Raw genomic sequence first — 26112 nt, 5'->3', positions numbered from 1 at the left:
TCGGACGCCGCCCCGGTCACCGGCCGGGGCGGCGTCCTTCCGCGGTCACCGTTCTGGGGAGCTCCCGGGCCGGCCGTCCTCGCCGTCGCGAGGGGGCTCGATGGCCAGCGGGGCCTTGCGGAGGTCGTCGAGCACCTGTTGACCGGGTCGCGGCTCGAAGAGCTCCGCCGGATCGTCGGGCACCCGCTGCCCGGGGTCGACGGGGTCGAAGCTGGCCGGCACCCGCTTGAGGTGCGTGGTCATCGAGCGCACCAGCAGGAACACGGCGATCAGCAGGAGGACGGTCAGCAGCAACCCGAGCGGACCGGACTTGCCGACGTCCTCGGGCAGCTGCTGGGCCAGCACGGCGGAAACCTGCCTCATCGCACACCCACCTCACTGCGGATCCCGGCGAACAGATCGTCCTCCGGCGTGGGGACGTCGACCAGGGTCCGGGCCAGTTCGTAGTCCTCGGTCGGCCACACGCGCTGCTGGGTCTCCTGGGGACAGGCGAACCAGCGACCCTCCGGATCGATCTGGGTGGCGTGCGCGATGAGGGCGGCGTCGCGGACCGGGAAGTACTCGGCGCAGGGGACGCGGGTGGTCACCCGGTGCGAGATGTCGTGCGCCGGGTCCCAGTTCGCCAGCCACTCCGTGTAGGGCGACTCCGCGCCGGCCGCGAGGATGGCCTCGTGCAGCGCCTTGGTGCGCGGCAGCGTGAAGCTCATGTGGTAGTAGAGCTTGCTCGGCTGCCAGGGCTCCCCCAGCTCGGGATAGCGGTCCGGGTCGCCGGCGGCCTCGAAGGCGTGCACCGAGATCTCGTGGGTCTTGATGTGGTCGGGGTGCGGGTAGCCGCCGCGCTCGTCGTAGGTGGTGATCACCTGCGGCTTGAAGCGCCGGATGAGCGCCACCAGCGGGGCGGCGGCCTCCTCCAGGGGCACCAGGGCGAAGCATCCCTCGGGCAGCGGGGGCAGCGGATCGCCCTCCGGCAGGCCCGAGTCGACGAAGCCGAGGAACTCCTGCTCGACGCCGAGGATCTCCCGGGCGCGGGCCATCTCCTCGATCCGGATCTGCGGCAGCCGCTCCCAGACCTCCGGGCGGTCCATGGCCGGGTTCAGCACGGAGCCGCGCTCGCCGCCGGTGCAGGTGGCCACCATCACGCGGACGCCCTCGGCGACGTACTTCGCCATGGTGGCGGCGCCCTTGCTCGACTCGTCGTCGGGATGGGCGTGGACGGCCAGCAGGCGCAACTGGTCGGGTTCGGTCACCCGGTCATTGTCCCCCGCCCGCGCCCCGGCATGCCGCGCCCCCGGCCCGCCGGCGCCGGAACGGCCTGCTCAGCCACCTGGTCGGGCGAAATGTGGCCCTGGTCACCGGGCGGTCCGGTACGGTTCCGGATCTGTCCTCGGGGTCGTGGACCGCGTGCGGCGCATCCGTGCACGGGCGTCGACCCCGGTGTTAGCTTGGCCGGATCGACCATCGATCGCCCCGTCCGGGGCGGCCATCCGAGTTCCAGGAGTACCGCCGACGTGTCCACCCCCACTGACGAGCAGGACCAGGGCATCTGGCTGACGCAGGAGGCCCACGACCGGCTGAAGGCCGAGCTCGACCAGCTGGTGGCGAACCGCCCGGCCATGGCCGCCGAGATCAACGCCCGCCGCGAGGAGGGTGACCTCAAGGAGAACGGCGGCTACCACGCGGCCAAGGAGGAGCAGGGCAAGCAGGAGGGCCGGATCCGTCAGCTGACCGACCTGCTGCGCAAGGCCCGGGTCGGGGCCGCGCCGACGACGGCGACGAACGCCGCCCTCGGCACGGTCATCACCATCAGGTTCGCCGGTGACGACGACACCGAGAAGTTCCTCCTCGGCTCCCGCGAGATCGCCGGCACGACGCAGCTCACCGTGTACTCGCCGGAGTCCGCGCTCGGCTCGGCGATCATGGGCGCCGCACCTGGCACCACCGTGACCTACCAGGCCCCCAACGGCCGCGACATCAGCGTCGAGGTCGTCGCCGTCGAGCCGTTCGTCCCCTGACCGCCGGACCGTGAGCGGCTCCGACCGCGCCATGGCCCGGTCCCGGCGGGCGGAGAACACCGGCTTCGAGTGCGTGCACTGCGCGGCACCGGTGCCGGCGAACACCGACGGGCACTACCGCAACCACTGCCCGTTCTGCCTGTGGTCGCTGCACGTGGACGTGCTGCCCGGTGACCGGGCCAGCGACTGCCGCCGTCCCATGGAGCCGATCGGGCTCGTGGAGAAGTCGGGCAAGGGCTGGCAGGTGGTGCACCGGTGCACGGCGTGCGGCCACCGCCAGCCCAACCGCCTGGTCCGCGACGGGGAGAGCCCCGACGACCTCGACCTGGTGCTGCTGCTCCCCTGGTTGTGAGCCGCCGGCCCCGCTGCCGGGTCCCGCGCCGAGCCTGCGAGGCGTCGGGAGCAGGGGGGTCCTTTCTCAGTCGGTGGTCAGACCGCGCCTTCTGAGGAGGGGCATGGGGTCGGCGTCCCGGCCGCGCACCGCACGGAAGGCCGCGAGCGGGTCCACCGAGCCGCCGACAGCCAGCAATCGGGTGCGGAAGACCTCACCGTTCTCCCGGCGCAGGCCGCCGTTCTCCTTGAACCACTCCACGGTGTCGGCGTCGAGCACCTCCGACCAGATGTAGGAGTAGTACCCGGCCGCGTAACCCCCGGCGAAGACGTGCTGGAAGTACGTCGTCCGGTAGCGCGGCGGCACGAGCGGGGAGTCCACCCCGGCCTCGGCCAGCGCCTGCTGCTCGAACGCGATCGGATCGCCCACCTCGGTGTCGGGCGTGATGCGGTGCCATGCCTGGTCCAGCAGGGTGGCGGCCAGGTACTCCAGGGTGGCGAAGCCCTCTCCCCACAGGCGCGCGGCGTCGATCGCGTCCACGACCGACCGCGGCAGCGGCTCGCCCGTGTCCACGTGCCGCGCGTAGTTGCCCAGGACCTCGGGCCACAGCGCCCACATCTCGTTGACCTGGCTGGGGAACTCGACGAAGTCGCGCGGCACCGCGGTGCCCGAGAACCGGGGATACGTCACCGCGGAGCTGAGCCCGTGCAGCGCATGGCCGAACTCGTGGAAGAGCGTGTTGACCTCGTCCAGGGTGAGCAGCGTGGGCTGGCCGGCCGGCGCCCGCGAGACGTTGAGGTTGTTGACGACGACCGGCTGCGCGCCCAGCAGCCGCGACTGGCGGACGAAGGAGCTCATCCAGGCCCCGCCGCGCTTGCCCTCCCGCGCGAGGAAGTCGCCCAGGTAGAGGCCCACGCTCGCGCCGTCGGCGCCGGTCACCTCCCACACCCGGACGTCGGGGTGGTAGCCGGCCAGGTCCGGCCGGGCGGTGAACCGGTATCCGTAGAGCAGCTCGGCGGCGTGGAAGACGCCGTCGCCCAGGACGCGGTCCAGCTCGAAGTACGGGCGCAGCGCCCCGGTGTCGACGGCGTAGCGCTCGGCGCGGACCTGCTCGCTGTAGAAGGCCCAGTCCCAGGGGGCCAGCTCGACCCCGTCCGCGGCGGCCGCCTCCCCCAGCACGGCGGCCTCGGCCTCGGCATTGGCCACCGACGCCGGGACCATGGAGGCGAGCATGGCGTCGACGGCGGCGGTGGTGCGCGCGGTGGAGTCGGCCAGCACGAGATCCGCGTGGGTGTCGAAGCCCAGCAGCCGCGCCCGCTCGGCACGCAGCCGGGCGATCCGGGCGGCGACCGGGCGGTTGTCGTGCTCCCCCGCCGAGGCCCGGCTCGTCGACGCCTCGAGGACCCGGCGGCGCAGCTCACGGTCGCGCAGCTTCGCGAGCACCGGCTGCCCGGTCGGCAGCAGCAGCGGCAGCAGGAAGCCGTCGAGGCCGCGATCGGCCGCGGCCGCCGCCGCGGCCGCGATCTCCTCCTCCGGCAGCCCGTCGAGCTCCGCGCGGTGGGACACCCGGACGGCCGCGGCCTCGGTCGCCAGCTGCAGGTTCTGGCCGAACGCCGTCGACAACGTGGAGAGCTCCTGGTTCAGCTCGGTGAGCCGGGCCCGCCCCGCCTCGTCGAGCTGCGCGCCGGCCAGCACGAAGTCCAGGTGGTAGCGCTCGACGAGGCGCACGGCCTCGTCGTCGAGCCCGTTGTCGTGCCGGGTGGCGTGGACCGCGTCGATGCGGGCGAACAGCTCCGGATCGAGGTGGATCGCGTCGCTGTGCGCCGCCTCGAGCGGGGCGATCTCCCGCTCGATCTCCCGCAGGCGAGGGGTCGACACCGACGACGTCAGGTTGCCGAACACGCTCCGCGCCCGGGTCAGCAGCCGGCCCGACAGCTCGAGGGCCACGATCGTGTTCTCGAACGTCGGCGCCTCGGTCGAGCCGACGATCGCCGCGATCTCCGACCGCTGCTCGGCCATCCCGGCCAGCAGCGCCTCCCGGCAGTGCTCGGCCGAGATGGCCGCGAACGGCGGCAGCGCGAAGGGGAGTGGCGAGACGCTCCCCAGAGGGTTGTCAGCGGACAGGGCGAGGGTGTCGGCGGCGCTCATCGCCGCCCATCCTGCGCCTCACTCCCGGGTGACGGCGTACCCGGCCCGCGTGAGTGCGGAGACGACCTCTCCCGCGTGGTCGGGCCCGCGGGTCTCCACCACGACGAAGACCTCCACCTCGCCGACGTGCAGCCGGGCGGCCGTCCGCTCGTGCTCGACCTCCAGCACGTTGGCCCCCACCGCGGCGAGCTCGGCGAGCACCGCCGCCAGCGACCCCGGCCGGTCGGGCACCTGCAGGCGCAGCGACAGGTAGCGCCCCGCCGCTGCCATGCCGTGCTGGACCACCTTCAGCAGCAGCACCGGGTCGATGTTGCCGCCGGACACGACCGCCACCACCGGCGGCGCGAACGCCGCCGGATCGGCGAGCAAGGCGGCGACGGCGGCCACGCCCGCCGGTTCCACCACGAGCTTGGCCCGCTCCAGGCAGAACAGCAGGGCGCGGGAGAGGTCCTCCTCGCCGACCGTGCGGACCTCGTCCACCAGGCCCCGCACGTGGGCGAGGGTGAGATCACCGGGGGCGGCGACGGCGATGCCGTCGGCCATCGTCGCCATGCTGGACAACGGAACGGGGCGGCCCGCGGAGAGCGACCCGGGGAACGCCGCCGCCCCCTCGGCCTGCACGGCCACGACGCGCACGTCCGGACGCCGGGCCTTCACCGCGGCCGCCACGCCGGAGACCAGCCCTCCGCCCCCGGTGCAGACCACCACCGTGGCGACGTCCGGGCACTGGTCGAGGACCTCGAGGCCGACGGTCCCCTGCCCGGCGATCACGTCGCGGTGGTCGAAGGGATGGATGAACACCGAGCCGGTTCGCTCGGCGTGCTCGGCGGCGGCCACGAGCGGTTCCACGAGCGACTGGCCCAGCATCCGGATCTCCGCGCCGTAGGAGCGGGTGGCCGCCACCTTCGGCAGCGGCGCCGTCTGCGGCATGAAGACCGTGGCCGAGCACCCGAGCAGTCCGGCCGCGAGGGCCACGCCCTGGGCGTGGTTGCCCGCGCTGGCCGCGACGACTCCGCGGGCCCGCTCGGCGTCGGTCAGCCGGGCGATGCGCGTGTAGGCGCCGCGGATCTTGAAGGACCCGGTGCGCTGGAGGTTCTCGCACTTGAGCCACACCGGGCCGCCGACCCGGTCGGCCAGACCACGGGAGTGCCACAGCGGCGTGTGCCGGACGACGCCGGCCAGGAGCTCGGCCGCGGCCTCGACGTCCGCACCGCTGACCAGGGGCGGCTGCGCGGGGACGTCGGTCGCGGACACGAGTCGATCTTCGCAGGCGGCGCGGGGATCGGTGACCGGACGAGCGTGATCGTCGTACCGTGGTCGAGGTGACGGACCTGGCGACTCCAGCCACCCCTTCCCCCGCCCCGACCACCCTCGGCGAGCTCCGCGCGAGCGGCGCCGTCTACCGCCCGGTGAAGTCCGAGATCCGGGCCAACCTGCTCGCGCGGCTGGGCCGCGGCGAGCCCAGCCTGCCCGGGATGGTGGGCTTCGAGGACACCGTGCTGCCGGAGGTCGAGCGGGCCCTGATCGCCGGGCACGACCTGGTCCTCCTCGGCGAGCGCGGCCAGGGCAAGACCCGGCTGATCCGCACGCTCGTCGGTCTGCTCGACGAGTGGACGCCGGTCCTGGTCGGCAGCGAGCTCAACGAACACCCCCTGCACCCGATCAGCGTCTGGGCGCACCGGCAGATCACCGAGCACGCCGACGCCACCCCCGTCGGCTGGCTGCACCGCAGTGACCGCTTCGGCGAGAAGCTGGCGACGCCCGACACGAGCGTGGGCGACCTGATCGGTGACGTCGACCCGATCAAGGTCGCCGAGGGCCGCACCCTGGGCGACCCGGAGACGGTCCACTACGGCCTGGTGCCGCGCACCAACCGCGGCGTCTTCAGCGTCAACGAGCTGCCCGACCTGGCCGAGCGGATCCAGGTGGCGCTGCTCAACGTGCTGGAGGAGCGCGACATCCAGATCCGCGGCTACCGGGTGCGGTTGCCGCTGGACCTGCTGCTCGTGGCCAGCGCCAACCCGGAGGACTACACCAACCGCGGCCGCATCATCACCCCGCTGAAGGACCGCTTCGGCGCCGAGGTGCGCACCCACTACCCGATCGAGCTGGCCGACGAGATCCGGCTGCTGCAGCAGGAGGCGCAGGTCTCCTGGGACGGCGGTGCGCACGACGCGTTCGAGCACCCGATCGTCCCCGAGCACCTGGTCGAGATCATCGCGCGCTTCACCCGCCTGGTCCGCGAGTCCAGCCACGTCGACCAGCGGTCGGGCGTGAGCGCCCGCTTCGCCATCGCGGGCCTGGAGACCGTCACCGCCTCCGCCGTCCGCCGGGCCGCGATCGCCGGCGAGACCCGGCCGGTCGCACGGGTGGTCGACCTGCCCAGCGTGGTGCCGGCCAGCCGGGGCAAGGTCGAGTTCGCCGACTCCGGGTCCGATCCCGACGACGAGCGGGAGCTGGAGGTGCTCGAGCACCTGCTGCGCCAGGCCACCGCCCAGACCTTCCGCGCCCGCTGCGCCGGCCTCGACCTGACCGGACTCCAGGAGCACTTCACCGGTGGGGAGACGGTCGAGTCGGGCGAGCTGGTGCCAGCTCCCGCGCTGCTGGGTCAGCTGGGCACGATCCCCCGGCTCGCCGAGCTGCTCGGCCGGCTCGGGGTACCCGAGGGCGAGCAGTCGGCCGAGCAGGCGGCGGCCGCCGTCGAGTTCGCCCTCGAGGGCCTGTACCTGACGCGGCGGCTGGCGAAGGACACCGACGGCACCCGCACCATCTACGGGGCCTGACGTGAGCCGGCAGCGGGGCGGGCGCGGGTACCGCTACGGCCGCTGGCGGGGCGGACCGGACCCCCTCGCGCCGCCCTACGACCTCGGCAACGCCGTCGACGAGATCGGTGACTCCGTGCTGGGTGGCAGCGGCGTCCGCGAGGCGCTGCGCGAGCTGCTGCGCCGCGGCACGGAGGGCCGGCGCGGCCTGGACGAGCTGCGCCGCTCGGTGCGGGAGCGACTGCGCCGGGCCCGCACCGCCGGGCGCATGGACGGCACCCTCCAGGAGGTCCGCGAGCTGCTCGACCGGGCGCTGGCCGCCGAGCGTCGGGAGCTCTTCCCCGACCCGGACGACTCGGCCCGCCTGGCCGAGGCCGAGCTGGACGCGCTGCCCGATGACACCGCCGGCGCCGTCCGGGCGCTCAAGGAGTACCCGTGGCGGTCGGAGGAGGGACGCCGGGCCTACGAGCAGATCCAGGACCTGCTGCGCCGGGAGGTGCTCGACAGCTCCTTCGCCTCGATGAAGCAGGCACTGGAGAACGCCACCGAGCAGGACATGCAGGCGGTCAAGGACATGGTCGCCGACCTGTCGCAGCTGATCGACGCGCACAACCGCGGTGAGGACACCGACGAGCGGTTCCGCGACTTCATGGACAAGCACGGCCAGTTCTTCCCCGACGACCCGCAGTCCATCGAGGAGCTCATCGACTCGCTGGCCCGCCGGGCGGCCGCGCAGGAACGCATGATGGCCGGGCTCTCCCCCGAGCAGCGGGCCGAGCTGTCGGACCTCATGGCGCAGACCATGTCGGACATGGGGCTGGCCAGCGAGATGGCCCATCTCCAGGACGCGCTGCGGCAGGCCCGGCCCGACCTGCCGTGGGGGCAGCGGGGGCAGGTGCCCGACGGCGAGCAGTCCCTCGGCATGGGTGACGCGACCAGCGCCGTGGCGGAGCTGGCCGACCTCGAGGCGCTGTCCAGCCAGCTCTCGCAGGGCTACGCCGGCGCCTCGCTGGCCGACATCGACGAGGAGCTGCTCGAGCGCGCGCTCGGCCGGCCCGCCGTCGACGACCTGGCCGCCCTGCGGCAGCTGGAGCGCGAGCTGGAGCGGCAGGGGTACCTCAACCGCTCCGACGGCAAGCTGGAGCTCTCCCCCAAGGCGGTGCGCCGGCTCGGCGCCACGGCCCTGCGCCGGGTGTTCGCCAAGCTGGACGCCACGGGCCGCGGCGAGCACGACGTCGCCGACGCCGGGGCGGCCGGGGAGCTGACCGGCAGCTCGCGGGAGTGGCGGTTCGGCGACGAGCAGCCCCTGGACGTCGTCCGCACGGTGAAGAACGCCGTCCTGCGGACGGCGCACGAGCCGCGGCAGGAGGCCGACCGGCACGTCCGGATCGCCGTCGAGGACTTCGAGGTGGTGGAGACCGAACGGCGGACCGGGGCCGCCGTGGCCCTGCTGGTCGACCTCTCGTACTCCATGGCGCTGCGCGGGACGTGGGGTGCGGCCAAGTCGACGGCCATGGCCCTGCACTCGCTGGTGACCACCCGCTTCCCGCAGGACGCCATCCAGATCATCGGGTTCTCCTCGACCGCGCAGGTGCTGCGGCCGGAGACCCTCGCCGAGCTGTCGGTGGACACGCTGCAGGGCACGAATCTCCAGCACGGGCTGATGCTGGCGCGCCGGTTCCTCGCCCGGCACCGCGACGCGGAGCCCGTCGTCCTGGTGGTCACCGACGGCGAGCCCACCGCGCACCTGGAGGACGACGGGACGCCGTTCTTCTGCTGGCCCCCGATGCCGGAGACCATCGCCCGGACGGTCGCCGAGGTGGAGCGCGTGGCCCGCACCGGCGCCACCGTGAACGTCTTCGCCCTCGACCCCGACCCGGGGCTGGTGCACTTCGTGCACGACCTCACCCAGCGCGCGGGGGGCCGGGTGTTCCAGCCCGACGCCGAGCGCCTCGGCGAGTACGTCGTGGCCGACTACCTCCGCACGCGCAGGGGTCGCCGGGCCCGGTGAACGAGGCGACCGTCCCGTCGGCGGGGGCGGACTCCGGGGGCCGCCCGGCTACGACGCCGCGGCGAGCCGGCTCAAGGCCACGCCCGTCCTGCCGATGAGGAGGAGGTGACGGCGCAGCTCCAGACCTCGGCCGGTCCCACCACCGAGCTCGAGAGTCCGGCGCCGGGGCGGGGGTTCCGGCTGACGGCCCGCGTCTTCTGGGACCTCGCCATCTACATGGTCGGCCTGGGCCTGGTGGTCGGGCTGGTCTTCCCCCCGTTCGCGACGGCTCTCGGAGTTCCCAGCGTCCACGCCGAGCGCATGTGGTTCCGCGCCGCCTGCCTGATCGCCGGCTTCCTCGTCGGCGCCCTGAGCTACGCGATCTGCCGCTGGGTGGTCGGCGGCCGGCTGGCCGTGCTCAGCGCCCATCTGCGCCGGGTCGCCGAAACCGTCGCGCAGGCCGGCCGCACCGGGGACTGGTCGGCGTCCCGGTCGGCGCGCATCCAGGTGGACTCCGACGACCAGCTGGGCAGCACGGCACAGGCGTTCAACAGCCTCCTGGACGCCCTGGAGGCCGGGCAGCACTTCAGGTCTCTCATCCGGAACGCGTCCGACGTCATCACGATCGTCGACGCAGCCGGCAGGATCACCTACCAGACACCGTCCGTCGGCTGGGTCCTCGGTTACCCGCCGGGCGCCCTGGTCGGCACCGATCTGCATGCGCTCATCCATCCCGACGACGTCGACGCCTTCACCGACCAGATCGCGGAGTCCAGCATCGGCATGCCGGCTCCGGCGCCGATCGGCTGCCGGATGCGCCACCGCAACGGCTCCTGGCGCTGGACGGAGACGGTCGTCAACAACCTGCTGCACGACCCGGCGGTCGGCGGCGTGGTCCTGAGCACCCGCGACGTCAGCGACCGCCGCGACCTGGAGGAGCGGCTGCGCACGCAGGCGTTCTACGACCCGCTCACCCAGCTGCCCAACCGGACCCTCTTCCTCGAGCGGTTGCGCGCGGCCGAGGAGGCCCTGGACCTGCACGGCACCCCGATGTCGCTGCTCTACCTCGACATGGACAACCTCAAGGCGGTCAACGACAACGTGGGGCACGAGGGCGGCGACCGCCTGCTGCAGGTGGTCAGCGCCCGCATCCTCGACTGCCTCCGTCCCGCCGACGTGCTCGCCCGTCTGGAAGGCGACGAATTCGCCGTGCTGCTCACCGGACCGGCGAGCGAGCGGGAGGCGCCCCGCACCGCCGAGCGCATCCTGGCCGCGCTGACGCAGCCGGTGCTCATCGACGACAGCTTCATCCAGCCCGCCGCCAGTCTCGGGGTGTCGACCTCCACGGCGTGCGAGAGCAGCGGTATCGGGATGCTCCGGGCCGCCGACGTCGCCCTCTCCATCGCGAAGAGCAGCGGGAAGGGCCGCTACGAGGCCTTCCAGCCCCGTCACCACGCCGCTCAGCTCGACCGCGAGCGGCTGCAGGCCGACCTCGAGCACGCGCTGGACGAGGAGCAACTGGTCCTGCACTACCAGCCGCTGGTGAACCTCGGCAGCGGCCGCATCGACGGCTACGAGGCGCTGCTGCGCTGGCAGCACCCGGAACGGGGGCTGGTCCCGCCGGGTGACTTCATCCCGCTGGCCGAGGCCTCCGGGCTCATCGTGCCCCTCGGCCGCTGGGTGCTCCGCGAGGCCACACGTCAGGCCGCCACCTGGCAGCAGTCCGCCGAGCCGGTCGGGATCCACGTCAGCGTCAACGTCTCCGTCCGGCAGTTCCTGCACCCCGATCTGCTGCACGACGTGGCCGACGCCCTGCACCGGTCCGCGCTGCCGGCACACCTGCTGACGCTGGAGATCACCGAGAGCCTCTTCGCGTCCGACACCTCGGCCGTCACGCAGAAGCTCGAACGGCTGAAGGACGTGGGCGTCCGCCTCGCCCTGGACGACTTCGGTACCGGTTACTCGTCGCTGTCCTACCTCCGCCGGTTCCCCTTCGACATCCTCAAGATCGACAAGTCCTTCATCGAGGACATCGACGTCAACCGGCAGAACCAGGCCGTCGCCAGCGCGATCGTCACCCTGGGTCAGACGCTCGGACTGGGCCTCGTGGCCGAGGGCATCGAGACCCCCGGTGAGCTGCGCAGTCTGGAGAACCTCGGGGTCCATCTCGGCCAGGGCTTCCACCTCGGCCGGCCCGGGCCGGCCGCGCTGGTGTGCCCTCAGCCCGGGATGCGCCCGACGGACCGGAGGAACCCCGGGTCCGTCGGTGCGCCCATGCGCGGGCACGTCGACGATGCGCCACCCAGGCCCATGACCGCCCGGCCGCCGGTGCCCGGCCGACCGCGCCACGCGGCCGACGGCTGACCGCGGGGTCGGTACGCGAAACTTCCCGCATGGACCCGTCGACCGTGCGCGTGGACGAGGTGGCGGCGGAGGAGACCTACGCGCTGCGCGGGGCCGTCCTGCGGCCGGACGGCGGGGAGATCGTCTGGCCCGGCGACGAGGATCCGGAGACCTTCCACCTGGCCGCCCGCACGCCGGCGGGTTCCGTCGTCGGCGTGGTCCGCTTCTCCCCCGCCCCCTGCCCGTGGCCCGGGGCGGGTGGGGGTGTCATCGCCCGGTCGTCGTGGCAGCTGCGCGGCATGGCGACCGATCCCGCCGTCCGCGGCAGCGGCACCGGCCGCGCCCTCGTCGTCGCGGGGCTGACGGCGGTGGCGGCCCGCGGGGGCGACCTGGTGTGGTGCGACGCCCGTGTGAGCGCCGCCGGCTTCTACGAGCGGATGGGCTTCACCGTGGTCAGCGAGGCGTTCGACAAGCCGGGCATCGGCCCGCACGTGGGCATGGTGAAGAACCTCTAGAAGGACCCTGCCCTCCCCACCCTTCGCGAGCTCAGGGCGGGGCCCTGGACAGGACCTCAGCCCTCGCACGCCCGGCTGACGGACCCCCTTCCCCCCGCCCCTCGCAGGCCCGGGGCGGTACCCGGCGGCTCAGGACGATGCCTGAGGGACCGGCTGGGAACCGCTCGAGCTGATGCCGGGGATCGACCCGGCCCGGAAGGCGTCGACGAAGAGCCGGTGGTCCTCCTGCGCCTGCCGGGCGTAGCCGTGCGCGAACTCGACGAGGTCGTCGACGAACCCCTGCCGACGGTCGCCGATCATCGCGAGGATCGCCTCCTCCGTCTGGAACGGCACGAGGGTGTGGTCGCTGTCGGCGTCGCCGACGCAGTGCAGCTTCGCCGTCGCCCGGCCCAGCTGCGCCATCACCGGCCCGATCTCCTCGGGCTCGGTGAGGTCCTCCCAGTCGAGATCCAGCTCGTAGGGCGAGAGCTCGGCCACCACGAAACCCACGCCGCCGATCTCGGTCCAGCCCAGGAACTGGGAGGCGTTGGCCTGCAGTGCGCGCTGGCTCAGCGACGTGCGGTGCCCCTCGTTCTCGAAGTACCGGCGGATCCCCGGGTCGCGCACGATGCGGCTGGGCGCCGGCACGTTGCCCTGCTTCATCGACAGGACGACGTCGTTCTCCAGCGCCTGGTCGTAGCCCTCGAGCAGCACGTTGTAGGCGGGCAGACCGGCGCTGCCGATCCCGAACCCCCCGGTGCCGACGACGTCCTTCACGTCGAACGCGACGTCCCGCCGGCGCCGCGGCGGGTGCACGGTCTCGCGGTAGCGCTCCAGCGCCCGCATCACCCGCTCCCGCTCCTCGTCGTCCAGCCGCCGGTTGCGCGGGGTGTCGGCGAACCGGCGCTCGTGGTTCTCGACGACGGTCAGCCGGTCCAGCAGGCCCAGGCGGGTGCGGGCCGAGGTCTCGAGGATGACGTCGTGCACCGCGCCGACCGTGTTCTCCCGCAGGAGGGCGAAGGACCGGTCCTCGTCGGAGCGGCTGAACGCCTCCACCTGGGTGAGGTAGGCGTCGAGGTACTCGCGCAGGAGGCCGGCGATGACGTCGTCGCCGAAGGCCTTGCGCCAGGCCAGGAGGGCGAAGCTGGCGGCGAACCGGCGCAGGTCCCAGCTCAGGTGCCCGATGTAGGCCTCGTCGAAGTCGTTGACGTCGAAGACGATGCGGCCGGCGCCGTCCATGTAGGTGCCGAAGTTCTCCGCGTGCAGGTCGCCCTGGATCCAGACCCGCGACGTCCGCTCGTCGCACCACCGGTCCTCCGTCGCCGCCATGTCGGCGTAGAACAGGCACGCGCTGCCGCGGTAGAAGGCGAACGGGTCGGCGGCCATCTTGCGGAACTTGGTGCGGAAGGCGTCCGCGTCGGCCGCCATCAGGTCGGCGAAGGCGTCGACCAGCACGTCGACGATGAGCCGGCTGCGGTCATCCGTCCTTGTGGGCTGGGTCACACCAGCGAGTGAGTGGGCCACAGGGTGCACCGTAGGGGGCCGATAACCTCCTCGACGGATGATCACGTCGCCCTCGGGCAGGGATGAGCACGGGAACCGGAGCGGAGGAACCATGACGCGGACGGTGACGGTTCGACGACTGGCCACCGCCACCGCATACGGCGGCGGCAGCGTCGCCCTGGGCGGGGCTGCCCTCGTCGCGCTGCTCCGCGAGGAGGCCCGCGCCGCCCGCCGCAACATCGAGTCCCGCACCACCAAGGGGGATCCGCCCTCGGGCGACGGGATCTACGGGCAGACGGCGAGGAACGGCCGGGGCAGGCCGATCGTGTTCACCGTCCTCGGCGACTCGTCGGCGGTGGGGCTGGGGGTGACGCGGGCGGCCGAGACCCCCGGCGTGCTCATCGCCGCAGCGCTCGCCGAGCTGGCCGAACGGCCCGTCCGCCTGGTCCGCCTGGCGAAGTCCGGTGCCCGGTCGCCCGATCTGGACGACCAGGTCGAGAAGGCCCTGGCCGAGGAGCCGGACGTCGCGCTGATCATGATCGGCGCCAACGACGTCACCAGCCGCGCCCGACCGGACGTGTCGGTCCGGTACCTCGCCGACGCGGTCCGGCGGCTCACCGAGGCGGGGTGCGAGGTCGTCGTCGGCACCTGCCCCGACCTGGGCACCATCCGCCCCATCGCCCAGCCCCTGCGCACCCTGGCCCGGCGGTGGAGCCGCCAGATGGCCGCCGCCCAGACGGTGGCGGTCGTCGAGGCCGGCGGTCGCACCGTGTCCCTCGGGTCCGTCCTCGGGCCCGCCTTCGCCTCCGACCGCGCCATGTTCAGCGTCGACGAGTTCCACCCGAGCGCCCACGGGTACGCCCAGGCCGCGGCGGTGCTGCTGCCCTCGGTCGCCGACGCCGTGGGGGCGTGGCCGGCCTCGGCCGACCGCGGCGTCCGCCCCATCCGCCGCGGCACGGTGCGCCCCATCGAGAAGGCCGCGGCCCGGGCCGCGAGCCGGACGGGCACCGAGGTCCAGCCGGCCGAGGTCCGCGGATCCGACACCGGGCCGTGGGGCGCGTGGGCGCTCCTGCGCCGCCGCCGTCCCCCGGAGATCCCGACCCCCGCGCAGGCCGAGGAGTCGGCGGAGCACAGGTAGCCGGCCGAGCGTGCGGGCTTGCGCGGCTCCGCCGTTACCGGGGGGTAGTTTCGGGGGCGACCCGTCGGCGGGAAGACCGTCCGGCGCCCGCCTCATCGTGGAGGACCCATGCCCGAAGCCGTCATCGTCGCGACCGCGCGCTCCCCCATCGGCCGCGCGTTCAAGGGATCGCTCAAGGACCTGCGCCCGGACGACCTGACCGCCACCATCGTCCGCGCAGCCCTCGACAAGGTGCCCGGGCTGGACCCGCGCGACATCGACGACCTGATGCTCGGCTGCGGGCTGCCCGGCGGTGAGCAGGGCTACAACATGGGCCGCGTGGTCAGCGTGCTGCTCGGCATGGACCACCTGCCCGGCACCACGATCACCCGGTACTGCTCCTCCTCGCTGCAGACCACGCGCATGGCGATGCACGCCATCAAGGCCGGCGAGGGCGACGTCTTCATCTCCGCAGGGGTGGAGATGGTGTCGCGGTTCGTGAAGGGCAACAGCGACGGGCTGCCGGACACGAAGAACCCGGTCTTCGCCGACGCCGAGGCCCGGGCCGCCAAGATCGCCGAGAGCGGGGCCGACTCCTGGACCGACCCTCGGGACAACGGCGAGATCCCCGACGTCTACATCGCCATGGGCCAGACGGCCGAGAACCTCGCCCTGCTCAAGGACGTCTCCCGTCAGGACATGGACGAGTTCGCCGTCCGCAGCCAGAACCTGGCCGAGAAGGCCATCGACAACGGCTTCTGGGAGCGGGAGATCACCCCCGTGACCACGCCCGACGGCACCGTCGTCAGCAAGGACGACGGCCCGCGCGCCGGCACCACCCTGGAGGGCATCTCGGCCCTCAAGCCGGTGTTCCGGCCCGACGGCCGGGTGACCGCCGGCAACGCCTGCCCGCTCAACGACGGTGCCGCCGCCGTGATCGTCATGAGCGACACCAAGGCCCGGGAGCTCGGCCTGACCCCGCTGGCCCGCATCGTGTCGACGGCGGTCACCGGCCTGTCGCCGGAGATCATGGGCTACGGCCCGGTCGACGCCTCGCGGCTGGCGCTGCAGCGCGCCGGCATGACCATCGACGACATCGACCTCGTGGAGATCAACGAGGCGTTCGCCGCGCAGGTCATCCCGAGCTACCGCGACCTCGGCATCGACATCGACAAGCTGAACGTGCACGGCGGGGCGATCGCGGTCGGGCACCCGTTCGGCATGACCGGCGCCCGCATCACCGGCACGCTGATCAACGGCCTGCAGACGAAGGACAAGACCTTCGGCCTGGAGACCATGTGCGTCGGTGGCGGCATGGGCATGGCGATGGTCCTGGAGCGCCTCTCCTGAAGAAGGACCCCGCTGCCCCCCTGCAGCGGGGCCGGCGCGTGATCGACCGCTGATCGTGCACGAATCGACAGTGGCCCGGTCCCCTCACGGGGACCGGGCCACTGTCATGAGCTGCGTGGATCGGTCACTCGCGGAAGTAGCTGAGCAGCCGCAGGATCTCGATGTACAGCCAGACGACGGTGACGAGCAGGCCGAAGGCGATGTACCAGGCGAACTTCGCCGGGGCTCCCCGCCGGATGGCCTCGTCGGCCATGTCGAAGTCGATCAGCAGCAGGAACGCCGCGATCCCGATCATGGCGAGGCTGAACACGATCGCCAGCGTGCCGCCGCTGCGCAGGCCGAGGTCGGCGCCGAACAGGTAGGCGACGAAGTTGACCAGCATGAGCGCCAGTGCGCCGATCAGCGCACCGAACACCCAGCGGGTGAGCTTCGGGGTGACGCGGATGGCGCCGGTCTTGTAGACCACCAGCATGCCGGCGAAGACACCGAAGGTGCCGATCAGCGCCTGCATGACGATGCCCGGGTAGATCTGGTTGAACGCCTCGCTGATGGCACCGAGGGCGACGCCGTAGAGCGCACCGTAGGACAGCGTGGCGACCGGGTTCGCGATCTGCTTGAACGAGATCACCAGGCCGAGCACGAAGGCCACGAGCACTGCCGGGAGCGCGAGGCCCCAGGCCGCCTGGCCGGGCAGCGCCCAGACAGCGGCCGCCGCCAGGACGGTGACCAGGAAGGACAGGCCCGTCTTGGTGACGACGTCGTCCATCGTCATGTACCGCGTCGTCGTCGCCGCGTACGGCGACGGTGCGGCGTAGGGGTCGTGCGGGGCGGGAGCACCGTACTGGCCAGGTGCGCCGTACTGCTGGGGCTGGTTGCCCCAGCCGGCGTACTGCTGGCCGTTGCCGGCGCCACCAAACCGGCTGAACGCCGGGTTGCTGCTGGGCATGTCATCTCCCTGAGGTGACTGGTCGGTCCGTGGAGCTCACGGTGCTGCACTCCACTCGTCCAGGTCAACGCCCCGGGGCCCCGCAACGTTCCGGCGTGTCGCGGGTTCCCCCGTCAGGGGCGGTACCCGGCCGCCACCGGGGGCCCCCGGAGGCCCGACCGTGACCCTCCCGGTCCGGCCGCCGTGGCCGGTGGCCGCACCGGGGGCGGGGTCGCGGGGCGGCGCGGCCCGTGCGACACGCCGCGGTCGGACCCGTCGGTGCCGGATCCCTTCCGGAGCCTTCCCGGTCGCAGCACCATCGGCAGCCGATCCGTACGGGAGGCAGGTCATGGGACGCAGAGGCCGGCGCGCGGTCGTGCTGGGGGCCGGCCTCGCCGCGCTCTTCACCGCCCGGGTGCTGAGCGATTCGTTCGACGAGGTCGTGCTCGTCGATCGCGACACGCTCCCGGACGGGCCGCTGCCGCGCCGCGGCGTTCCGCAGAGCTGGCAGTCCCACGGACTGCACGCCCGCGGACGGGAGATCCTCGAGGGTTTCTTCCCGGGGCTGACGGCGGAGCTGGTGGCGCACGGCGCCTCGCTCGGCGACGTGCAGGCCGACGTCCGCTGGGTCAACGACGGGCACCGCCTCCGGCGGGCGCGCAGCGGGATGGAGGGCATCGCGTTCAGCCGGCCGCTCCTGGAGGACCTCGTCCGCAAACGGGTCCGCGCGACTCCCGGCGTGACGGTGCGCGCCCCCGTGCACGTCCTGCGGCAGACCACCGAAGGGGCACGCGTCACCGGGGTACGGGTGCGCGACCGGAGCACGCCCGGCGACGGCGAGTCGATGCCGGGTGACCTCGTGGTGGATGCCACCGGGCGTGGGTCGCACACCCCGGTCTGGCTGGAGGAACTCGGTTTCCCTGCACCGCGTGAGTCGGCGGTCGAGGTCCGCGTCGGGTACACCACCTGGGAGTTCCCACGTCGACCGGGTGACCTGGGTGGCGACATCGCGGCGATCATCGGGTCCACCGTCGCCGTCCCTCGCTTCGGGGCCATGCTGGCCACGGAGGGCGACCGCTGGCAGGTGACGGCGGGCGGGTACCTCGGCGACCACGCGTCGGCGACCGACGTCGACGCGTTCCGCGCCTTCGCAGCCTCGCTGCCGGCTCCCGATATCGGGGAGCTCGTCGCCGACCGGGATCCCCTCGGACCCGGGCGCCTGCACCGGATCGCCAGCAGCCGTCGCCGGCACTACGAGGGCCTGGCGCGCTTCCCCTCGGGATACCTCGTCATCGGCGACGCCCTGAGCAGCTTCAACCCCGCGTACGGCCAAGGCATGACGGTCGCGGCCGCCGAGGCACTGGCCCTCCAGGACCTGCTGGCCGGACCCGTGGCCGACGAGGACCTGGCGCGCCGGTTCCTCCGCCGGGCGGCTCGCATCGTCGACATCCCGTGGGGCATCGCCGGCGGCGGTGACCTGCGGCTGCCGGGCGTCCCCGGGCGCCGTCCGATCAAGGTGCGGGTCATCAACGCCTACGTCGCCCGGGTCCAGGCCGCCGCCGCCGTGGACGCGGAGGTCGGCCGGGCATTCCTCCGGGTGGCGAACACCGTCGACCAGCCGCAGGCGCTGCTGCGCCCCGCGATCGCCCTGCGGGTGCTGCGGGCGACCGCGTCACGGGGTGGGCGGGAGCTCGCGGAGCCCGGTGGATTACCGGCCGGCACGCCGGTACCGCTGCTGCGCGCGCCCGGGCACCGGGCCACGCCGGCCGGCAAGGCTCCGCCCACCGGCGCCTGAGGTGCCCCCGGTCGGGATCGAACCGACACTCGGACCCTTTTAAGGGGCCTGCCTCTGCCGATTGGGCTACGGGGGCCTCCTGCGCACGCTAGCCGGATGCCGTGCGCGACGTCGGATGCCCGTACGGTGCCGGGTCCTCGTCCTCCGACCCGGGATCCCGTTGGCCGGCTCGTCCCGGTCCCGCACCGCTGCGCCGAGCCCGCGGGGCGGGAGTGCGCGGCCTCGTCCGGCCGGTGCTCGGTCCCCGCCTGCCGGTGGCCGTGCAACGCCCGCTGGCCGGCCCTGGTCAGCCGGCCGACGCCGCTCGCGGAGGACGTGACGGTCACGGCGTCGCGACTCGGCCACCCGGCTCGCCGAGGTGCTCGTCTCCGCGGACGGCGACGCTGACCCGCACCCCCGTCTACAGGCACGGCGGCGGCTCCACCACCGGCTCACCCGCGACGCACCGGGCCGTGGCCACCCACCTGGCCCCGCGAGCGGCGCGACGGTGCACGTCCTGGTACCGGCCGGCCCCCGAGCACCCCTTCCCGGCCGCGGTCGACGACGTCCTCGCCGCTGGCCGGCGACTCCGCCGGCGTCCAGCGCCGAGGATCAGCCGGCCTCCGCGCGCTCCGGGGTGTCGGCGGTCTCGGGGTGGTCGGGCCGCGGCGGCGGCAGCTGGCCGGTGCGCCCGGTGTTGGCCGCGAACACGAACTCACGGCGCGGGTCCTGCAGCTGCCCGAGGGAGATGACCTCGCGGCGGAACAGCGACGCCATTGTCCAGTCGGCGACCACCCGCGCCTTGCGGTTGAAGGTGGGGACCCGGCTGACGTGGTACGTGCGATGCATGAACCACGCGGGCCAGCCCTTGAGCTTCACGCCGTAGACCTGCGCCACCCCCTTGTGCAGCCCGAGGCTGGCCACGGAGCCGGCGTACTTGTGCCGGTAGGGCTCCGGCTGCTGGCCCGTGAGGACGGCGACGATGTTGTCGGCCAGCCGCTTGGCCTGCCGGACGGCGTGCTGCGCGTTGGGCGCGGTGGTGGCGCCGGGCTCGTCCTTGGTGATGTCGGGGACGGCGGCCAGGTCACCGGCCGCCCAGGCGCCGTCCATGCCCTTCACCTGGAGGGTGGCCTCGCACTCGACCCGGCCGCGGCCGTCGACGGGCAGGTCGGTCTCGGTCAGCATCGGGTTGGGCTTGGTCCCCGCCGTCCACACGAGGGTGTCGCTGGGGAACTCGTCGCCGTCGCTGAGCCGGATCACGCACTGGTCAGAGACCGATTCGAGCCGGGTGTTGAGGCGCACGTCCATGCCGCGGGCGGTCAGCTGCTTCACCGTCCAGGCCGCCATGTCGAGGTCGACCTCGGGCAGGATGCGGCCGGTCGCCTCCACGAGCACCCAGTGCATGTCCGACGGCGACAACCGCGGGTAGTAGTGCTCGATCGCGTAGCGGGCCATGTCCTCGAGCTCCGCGAACGCCTCCACGCCGGCGTAGCCGCCGCCCACGAACGTGAACGTGAGGGCACGGGTGCGGACGGCGGGATCGTCGGTGGAGCTGGCGGCGTCCAGCCGGGCCAGCACGTGGTTGCGCAGGAAGATGGCCTCGCCGACGTTCTTGAAGCCGATGCCGTGCTCGGCCAGGCCCGGGATCGGCAGGGTGCGCGCCACCGATCCGGCCGCCATCACCAGGATGTCGTAGGAGAGCTCGTACGGCTTGCCCTCCACCGGCGCGACCTTGGCCCGCCGCTCGGCGTGGCTGAGCCCGGTGACGGCGCCGGTGATCACCCGGCAGCGGTTGAGCGTCCGGCGCAGCGGCACGACCACGTGCCGGGGCTCCACCGAGCCGGCGGCGGCCTCGGGGAGGAACGGCTGGTAGGTCATGTGCGGCTGCGGGTCGACCACGATGATCTCGGCGCGGCCGCGCGAGAGCTTCTTCTGCAGCCGCAGGGCCGTGTACAGGCCCACGTAGCCTCCGCCGACCACGAGGATCACGGGGCGGTGCGACAGTTCCCGAGCCAACTCCCCAGCCATGCCCCGAGCCTAGGCCCGGCGAGCCGACCGGACAGGGTGAGCGTCACTCCCCCGTCGACCTTCCCGCGAGCTCGGTGGCGCGGGCCAGCACGGCGTCCAGCATCGGCTCGGTCAGCCGGCCGGTGAAGGTGTTCTGCTGGCTGACGTGGTAGCTGCCCAGCAGCGTGAGCCGCCCGCGCGGACCCTCGAGCTCCACCTCCGCGCCGTGACCGAACGCCGGTCGCGGCCGCGGCAGCCGGTACCCGGCCGCGGCGAGGACCGGCCACAGCGCCGTCCAGCCGAACCCTCCGAGGACCACGACGACGCGCAGGTCGGGCAGCAGGGCCAGCTCGCGCGCCAGCCACGGTGAGCAGGTGTCGCGCTCCTCCGGCGTGGGGGCGTTGTCGGGCGGGGCGCAGCGCACCGCCGCGGCGATCCGGACCCCGGTCAGCTCGAGGCCGTCGCCGATGTGGGTGGAGGTCGGCTGGCTGGCCAGGCCGGCGCGCCACAGGGCGGCGAAGATCCAGTCGCCGCTGCGGTCACCGGTGAACACCCGCCCGGTGCGGTTGCCCCCGTGGGCGGCCGGCGCGAGCCCGACGACGGCGATCCGGGCGTCGGCCGGTCCGAGCCCCGGCACGGGACGGCCCCAGTAGTCCTGGTCGCGGAAGGAGGCGCGCTTGACCCGTGCCACCTCCTCCCGCCAGGCCACCAGGCGCGGGCAGGCGTAGCAGCCGGAGATCCGGGCGTCGAGGGTGGCCAGGTCGCGCGCGCCGCGGGCGGACCGCGCCACCCCGGCGGGGGTGCGGGTGACCGGGAATCCGCCGGGGTCGCGCGCCACGGTCATGAGCAGACCAGACGGGCGGCTGCCGAGGCACCGCGGGGGTCCTGGACGGGTCCGGGCGAGGACGTTCGACCGGTGTCCCGGAGGTCCGGCCGGCGGACGATTCCCCCACAGCGGTCGCGCGCCCACCGCGTGCCGCGCCGTCCCGGCGAAGGAGGGACGATGTCCGACTCCCAGGTGGTGGTCGAATACGCGATCTCGCGGGACGGGACGCCCATCGGCTTCCGGCGGAGCGGGCACGGCCCGGGCCTCGTGCTGGTCCACGGCACGAGCGCCGACGCCTCACGCTGGGACCCGCTGCTGCCACGGCTGGAGCCTGCGGTGACCGTCTACGCCGTCGACCGCCGCGGACGCGGGGCGAGCGGCGACGGGCCGGACTACTCCCTGGCGGCCGAGGCCGACGACCTGGTCGCCGTGATTGAGGCCGCGGGCGCCCCGGTCGATGTGCTCGGGCACTCCTACGGCGCCCTCTGCGCCGTCGAGGCCGCCCGGCTGACCACCGGGATCCGACGCCTGGTGCTGTACGAGCCCGCGGTGAGGGACCTGGCGCCGCCGGGGTTCACCGACCGGCTGGAGGAACTGGCGCGGGCGGGACGGCGTGAGGACGTGGTGACGATGCTGCTCCGTGACCTCGCCGGGTTGACGGAGAAGCAACTGACCGAGGTCCGGGCGCTGCCCTCGTGGGCCGGCCGGGTCGCCGCCGCGCACACCGTCGCGCGGGAGCAACGTGCGGAGGAGGGCTATCGGTTCCAGCCGGCGCGGTTCGCCGGCGTCAAGGTGCCCACCCTGATGCTGACCGGCACGGAGAGCCCGCCGGAGATGCAGGAGTCCACCTCCCTGCTGGCGTCGGCCCTGCCGGACGTGCGAGTGCGTCGGCTGGCCGGCCAGGGACACGCCGCGATGCAGACGGCCCCGGATCTCTTCCTGCGCGAGGTGCTCGGCTTCCTGCAGGCGGACCGGGTGTGACCGTCAGCCCCGGGCCAGGCGCAGGGCGATCCCGTCGAGGATGTCGTGCTCGGAGACGACGACCTCGGGGAGCCCGAACCCGTCCATGAGCACCCGGAGGATCAGGGCACCGGCGCCGATGACGTCGACCCGGCCGGGATGCATGACCGGCATCGCGGCCCGGTGCTCACGGGTCGCCGCGAGCAGGTCCGCGGTCACCCGCCGGACGGTCGCCACGGGGATCCGCGAGCCGTGGATCGCCTGCGGGTCGTACTTCGGGAGCCCGAGGGCGATCGCGGCCACCGTGGTCACCGACCCCGCCACACCCACGAGGCTGCCGGCCTCTGTCACCGGCACCGCTGCCGCCACGTCGGCCAGCGCGGCACGGATGTCGTCCTCGGCCCGGCGGATCTGGTCGGCGGTCGGTGGATCGTCGTGCAGATGGCGCTCGGTCAGCCGGACGCAGCCGATGTCGACCGACCGGGCCGCGCGCACGCCGGCCGCGTCGCCGAGCACGAACTCCGTCGAGCCCCCGCCGATGTCCACCACCAGGAAGGGCGGCCGCGGCGGGGGCGCGCCGTGGGCCGCGGCCGCGGCGGCCAGGGACGCGGTGGCGCCCAGGAACGACAGCTCGGCCTCCTCCCGGCCGGTGATCACGTCTGGCGGACGGCCGAGCGTGGCCAGGACCATCTGCTCGAAGTCGGCCCGGTTGGCCGCGTCGCGGCTGGCGCTGGTGGCCGCCATGCGGACCGCCGTGGCGCCCAGCTCGCGGGCGGTCTCGGCGTAGCGCGCCAGCGCCGCCCGGGTGCGCTCGATGGCCTCCGGGGCGAGCCGGCCGGTGGCGTCGACGCCCTGACCGAGCCGGACGACCTCCATGCTGCGGACCAGGTCGGTGTGTGCGCCGGCCGGGGGCACGTCGGCGACGAGCAGCCGGATGGAGTTGGTGCCGCAGTCGATGGCGGCGACCCGTGTCATGCCTCGTCCTCGGCGGGCTGCATCCCCTCGGCCGGTTGCGCGCACGGCCCCGCGGCCCACCACTCCCCCATCTCCTCGACCGCACGGTCGCCGATGGGGTTGACGCCGGGGCCGGCGGCCAGGGCGTGGCCGGCGAGCGCGTGCAGGCACTTGACGCGGTCGGGCATCCCGCCGGCGGTCATCCGGGTGGGCAGCACGTCCCGCGCGTCGCGCGTGGCGAGGTAGGCCTCGTGCGCCCGCCGGTAGCCGGCGGCGAGCTCGGGATCGGTGGCGAGCTCCTCCTGCCACTCGCGCATCCGGCCGGCCGACTCCAGCCGGCTGGCCGCCGCGGTGGCCCGCGGGCAGGTCAGGTAGTAGAGCGTCGGGAACGGCGTGCCGTCCTCGAGCCGTGGCGAGGTCTCGACGACGTCGGGCTGCCCGCACGGGCACCGGTGCGCCACCGCCACCAGGGCGCGCGGCGGGCGGCCGAGCTGCCGGGCGACGATGTCCCGCTCGGCCTCGGTGACGGGGGTGTGCACCAGGAGAGTCTGCGGCAGGCGGTCAGCAGGCCGCGCACAGCCCCCCTCCAGGCCCCGCTGCAGGGGCCCGCGCCGAGCGTGCGAGGCGTGGGGGGCAGCGGGGTCCTCTTACGAGGCGCGGGAGGCAGCGGGGTCTTCTCACGAGGGTGGGGAGGACGGGTCCTTCTGCTCACCCGTCGGCATCGGCGAGCGACTGCATGAGTCCCTCGTACCAGGGCAGCTCGGCGTCCCGGCCGGCGTCGGCCAGCGTGCCGGCGTCACCCTCCACCGCCTCGCCGTCGACGACCACCACGAGCCGGTCGCCCGGGAGGACGTAGGTGAGCCGCTCGCGCGCCTGCCGCTCGGCGTACGCCGGGTCGGACTGCCGCTCGAGCTGCTCGCGCAGGTCGGCGGCGCGCTGGTCCAGCTCACGCCCCTCGGCGGCGAGCTGCTCCAGCTCCGCCTGCCCGGCCAGGTACTGGCGGATCGGACCGGCCAGGGTCAGCGCCAGTAGCAGGATCAGCCCACCGAGCAGCACGGCCCGGCCGGTGACGAGCGGCCGTCGGCGCTGCGGCGTCCCCGCGGACCGCGGCGCCCGGCGGCCCGGGCGCCGGACGCCCGGGCGGCTGGCGGTGGCCGCCCGCACGTTGGTCCCCACCGGGCGCGTCGAGTGCACCCGCGGAGCCCGGCCGGTGCTGCGCCGCGCGTCGGCCGGAGGGCCGCCCCGCCGGCCCCGGACGCTGCTCATCCGCTGGTGCTCATCCCGCTGCAGTCGGTCCGGCCGCTGTCGAGCCGGCAAGGCGCGGGAACGCGGCGGCGCCGGCGTAGCGGGCGGCGTCGTCGAGCTCCTCCTCGATGCGCAGCAGCTGGTTGTACTTGGCGACGCGCTCGCTGCGCGCGGGGGCGCCGGTCTTGATCTGCCCGCAGTCGGTGGCGACGGCGAGGTCGGCGATCGTGGTGTCCTCGGTCTCGCCGGAGCGGTGGCTCATCATGCAGCGGTAGCCGTTGCGGTGGGCCAGGTTGACCGCATCCAGCGTCTCGGTCAGCGTGCCGATCTGGTTCACCTTGACCAGCAGCGCGTTGGCGGCCCCGCGGGCGATGCCGTCGGCCAGGCGGGCCGGGTTGGTGACGAACAGGTCGTCGCCCACGATCTGCACCCGGTCGCCGAGGGCGCCGGTGAGCGCGATCCAGCCGTCCCAGTCCTCCTCGGACAGCGGGTCCTCGATCGAGACGATCGGGAAGGCGGAGACGAGCTCGGTGTAGTAGTCGACGAGGTACTCCGCCGACCGGGACTGGCCCTCGAAGTCGTAGCCGCCCTCCTGGTGGAACTCGGTGGCCGCCACGTCGAGCGCGAAGGCGATGTCGGTGCCGAGGGCGTACCCGGCCTTGTCCACCGCGTCGGCGATGAGCTCCAGCGCGTCGCGGTTGCTGGGCAGGTCCGGCGCGAAGCCGCCCTCGTCGCCGAGGCCGGTCGCCAGCCCGCGGCCCTTCAGCACCGACTTGAGGGCGTGGTAGGTCTCGGTGCCCATGGCCAGCGCCTCGGCGAACGTCGCGGCGCCGATGGGGGCGATCATGAACTCCTGCACGTCGACGTTGCTGTCGGCGTGGGCCCCACCGTTGAGGATGTTCATCATCGGCACGGGCAGCAGGTGCGCCGACGGGCCGCCGACGTAGCGGAACAGGGGCAGGCCGGCCGAGTCGGCGGCGGCCCGCGCGACCGCGAGGCTGACGCCGAGGATGGCGTTGGCGCCGAGCCGGGACTTGTCCGGCGTCCCGTCCAGGTCGATCAGCCGCTGGTCGACCAGCCGCTGCTCGCTGGCCTCGTAGCCGACGAGCTCGGGTCCGATGACGTCGAGGACGCCGTCGACGGCCTTGGTCACCCCCTTGCCGCCGTAGCGCTCACCCCCGTCACGCAGCTCGACGGCCTCGAAGGCACCCGTCGAGGCGCCGCTGGGCACGGCGGCCCGGGCGATGGTCCCGTCGTCGAGGGCGACCTCGACCTCGACGGTGGGGTTTCCGCGCGAGTCGAGGATCTCCCGCGCGCCTACGGCATCGATGGTCGGCACGGAGGCAGCCTAACCACCCGCACGCCGGGGCA

Annotated in this window: 22 protein-coding genes, 1 tRNA gene and 1 pseudogene; 11 read left to right on the top strand and 13 right to left on the bottom strand. The window is 73.8% G+C overall.

What is annotated here, in order from left to right; translation table 11 throughout:
* Positions 1-45: 45 nt before the first annotated feature.
* Positions 46-363 carry a hypothetical protein gene (locus tag ACFSHS_RS09945; protein ID WP_376874671.1) on the bottom strand — a complete coding sequence of 106 codons (318 nt, stop codon included), beginning with the start codon at positions 361-363 and terminating at the stop codon, positions 46-48.
* Positions 360-1247, bottom strand: coding sequence for a mycothiol conjugate amidase Mca (gene mca / locus ACFSHS_RS09940; RefSeq protein WP_376874668.1), 888 nt, complete (start codon positions 1245-1247; stop codon positions 360-362). Before mca ends, ACFSHS_RS09945 begins: the two co-directional genes overlap by 4 nt.
* Before the next feature lie 261 nt (positions 1248-1508).
* Here mca and greA point away from each other — a divergent pair, with 261 nt between their 5' ends.
* Entirely contained in the window at positions 1509-2012 is a 504-nt protein-coding gene (gene greA / locus ACFSHS_RS09935; RefSeq protein WP_376874665.1) for a transcription elongation factor GreA, read from the top strand.
* Between the two features lie 10 nt (positions 2013-2022).
* Positions 2023-2364 carry an RNHCP domain-containing protein gene (locus ACFSHS_RS09930; RefSeq protein WP_376874662.1) on the top strand — a complete coding sequence of 114 codons (342 nt, stop codon included), beginning with the start codon at positions 2023-2025 and terminating at the stop codon, positions 2362-2364.
* A gap of 66 nt (positions 2365-2430) precedes the next feature.
* Here the strand turns inward: ACFSHS_RS09930 and ACFSHS_RS09925 are convergent, their stop codons facing one another.
* Entirely contained in the window at positions 2431-4491 is a 2061-nt protein-coding gene (locus ACFSHS_RS09925; protein ID WP_376874659.1) for a M3 family metallopeptidase, read from the bottom strand.
* Positions 4492-4509: 18 nt separating this feature from the next.
* Positions 4510-5745 carry a threonine ammonia-lyase gene (ilvA, locus tag ACFSHS_RS09920; RefSeq protein WP_376874656.1) on the bottom strand — a complete coding sequence of 412 codons (1236 nt, stop codon included), beginning with the start codon at positions 5743-5745 and terminating at the stop codon, positions 4510-4512.
* A 68-nt stretch (positions 5746-5813) separates the two neighbouring features.
* Here ilvA and ACFSHS_RS09915 point away from each other — a divergent pair, with 68 nt between their 5' ends.
* From ACFSHS_RS09915 to ACFSHS_RS09900, 4 genes are all read left to right on the top strand, one after another.
* On the top strand, positions 5814-7274 hold the full coding sequence (locus ACFSHS_RS09915; RefSeq protein ID WP_376874653.1) for a magnesium chelatase: 1461 nt from the start codon (positions 5814-5816) through the stop codon (positions 7272-7274).
* A 1-nt stretch (position 7275) separates the two neighbouring features.
* Entirely contained in the window at positions 7276-9264 is a 1989-nt protein-coding gene (locus ACFSHS_RS09910; RefSeq protein WP_376874650.1) for a VWA domain-containing protein, read from the top strand.
* 105 nt (positions 9265-9369) lie between these two features.
* Entirely contained in the window at positions 9370-11607 is a 2238-nt protein-coding gene (locus ACFSHS_RS09905) for a putative bifunctional diguanylate cyclase/phosphodiesterase (protein ID WP_376874647.1), read from the top strand.
* Positions 11608-11636: 29 nt separating this feature from the next.
* Positions 11637-12101 carry a GNAT family N-acetyltransferase gene (locus ACFSHS_RS09900; RefSeq protein ID WP_376874644.1) on the top strand — a complete coding sequence of 155 codons (465 nt, stop codon included), beginning with the start codon at positions 11637-11639 and terminating at the stop codon, positions 12099-12101.
* A 129-nt stretch (positions 12102-12230) separates the two neighbouring features.
* On the opposite strand, the gene ACFSHS_RS09895 is transcribed toward ACFSHS_RS09900, so the two are convergent.
* Positions 12231-13583 carry a DUF2252 domain-containing protein gene (locus ACFSHS_RS09895; protein ID WP_376874641.1) on the bottom strand — a complete coding sequence of 451 codons (1353 nt, stop codon included), beginning with the start codon at positions 13581-13583 and terminating at the stop codon, positions 12231-12233.
* 112 nt (positions 13584-13695) lie between these two features.
* Here ACFSHS_RS09895 and ACFSHS_RS09890 point away from each other — a divergent pair, with 112 nt between their 5' ends.
* Positions 13696-14721 (top strand): SGNH/GDSL hydrolase family protein, encoded by a 1026-nt coding sequence (locus ACFSHS_RS09890; RefSeq protein WP_376874638.1) that lies wholly within the window; start codon positions 13696-13698, stop codon positions 14719-14721.
* Positions 14722-14829: 108 nt separating this feature from the next.
* The gene (locus ACFSHS_RS09885) at positions 14830-16050 is read left to right on the top strand and encodes an acetyl-CoA C-acetyltransferase (protein WP_376874635.1); all 1221 of its coding nucleotides are present in this window, start codon (positions 14830-14832) and stop codon (positions 16048-16050) included.
* A 124-nt stretch (positions 16051-16174) separates the two neighbouring features.
* Here the strand turns inward: ACFSHS_RS09885 and ACFSHS_RS09880 are convergent, their stop codons facing one another.
* A complete protein-coding gene (locus ACFSHS_RS09880) occupies positions 16175-16996 on the bottom strand; it encodes a Bax inhibitor-1/YccA family protein (protein WP_376874632.1) in 822 nt (273 codons plus the stop codon).
* A 328-nt stretch (positions 16997-17324) separates the two neighbouring features.
* On the opposite strand from ACFSHS_RS09880, the gene ACFSHS_RS09875 reads away from it, so the two are divergent.
* A complete protein-coding gene (locus ACFSHS_RS09875; protein ID WP_376874629.1) occupies positions 17325-18770 on the top strand; it encodes an FAD-dependent oxidoreductase in 1446 nt (481 codons plus the stop codon).
* Between the two features lie 2 nt (positions 18771-18772).
* On the opposite strand, the gene ACFSHS_RS09870 is transcribed toward ACFSHS_RS09875, so the two are convergent.
* Positions 18773-18846, bottom strand: a tRNA-Leu gene (locus tag ACFSHS_RS09870).
* Between the two features lie 25 nt (positions 18847-18871).
* On the opposite strand from ACFSHS_RS09870, the pseudogene ACFSHS_RS09865 reads away from it, so the two are divergent.
* A pseudogene (locus tag ACFSHS_RS09865) lies at positions 18872-19339 on the top strand (alpha/beta hydrolase fold domain-containing protein); the annotation flags it as partial.
* A gap of 22 nt (positions 19340-19361) precedes the next feature.
* On the opposite strand, the gene ACFSHS_RS09860 reads toward ACFSHS_RS09865, so the two are convergent.
* Positions 19362-20777 carry an NAD(P)/FAD-dependent oxidoreductase gene (locus ACFSHS_RS09860; RefSeq protein WP_376874627.1) on the bottom strand — a complete coding sequence of 472 codons (1416 nt, stop codon included), beginning with the start codon at positions 20775-20777 and terminating at the stop codon, positions 19362-19364.
* A gap of 43 nt (positions 20778-20820) precedes the next feature.
* Positions 20821-21600, bottom strand: coding sequence for a uracil-DNA glycosylase (locus ACFSHS_RS09855; RefSeq protein ID WP_376874624.1), 780 nt, complete (start codon positions 21598-21600; stop codon positions 20821-20823).
* A 159-nt stretch (positions 21601-21759) separates the two neighbouring features.
* On the opposite strand from ACFSHS_RS09855, the gene ACFSHS_RS09850 reads away from it, so the two are divergent.
* The gene (locus tag ACFSHS_RS09850) at positions 21760-22563 is read left to right on the top strand and encodes an alpha/beta fold hydrolase (RefSeq protein WP_376874621.1); all 804 of its coding nucleotides are present in this window, start codon (positions 21760-21762) and stop codon (positions 22561-22563) included.
* Between the two features lie 3 nt (positions 22564-22566).
* Here ACFSHS_RS09850 and ACFSHS_RS09845 read toward each other — a convergent pair whose 3' ends face one another.
* From ACFSHS_RS09845 to eno, 4 genes are all read right to left on the bottom strand, one after another.
* Positions 22567-23517, bottom strand: coding sequence for a Ppx/GppA phosphatase family protein (locus ACFSHS_RS09845; RefSeq protein ID WP_376874618.1), 951 nt, complete (start codon positions 23515-23517; stop codon positions 22567-22569).
* Complete coding sequence (locus ACFSHS_RS09840) at positions 23514-24035, bottom strand: DUF501 domain-containing protein (RefSeq protein ID WP_376874615.1); 522 nt, start codon at positions 24033-24035, stop codon at positions 23514-23516. Before ACFSHS_RS09840 ends, ACFSHS_RS09845 begins: the two co-directional genes overlap by 4 nt.
* A gap of 169 nt (positions 24036-24204) precedes the next feature.
* Positions 24205-24762: an FtsB family cell division protein gene (locus ACFSHS_RS09835; protein WP_376874612.1), complete on the bottom strand. Its 558-nt coding sequence runs from the start codon at positions 24760-24762 to the stop codon at positions 24205-24207.
* A gap of 10 nt (positions 24763-24772) precedes the next feature.
* Positions 24773-26080, bottom strand: coding sequence for a phosphopyruvate hydratase (eno, locus tag ACFSHS_RS09830; protein ID WP_376874609.1), 1308 nt, complete (start codon positions 26078-26080; stop codon positions 24773-24775).
* Positions 26081-26112: the final 32 nt, after the last annotated feature.

This window comes from Blastococcus deserti (genome assembly GCF_042682525.1).
Classification (GTDB): Bacteria; Actinomycetota; Actinomycetes; order Mycobacteriales; family Geodermatophilaceae; genus Blastococcus_B; species Blastococcus_B deserti.
This window is presented reverse-complemented; position numbering and strand designations above follow the sequence as displayed.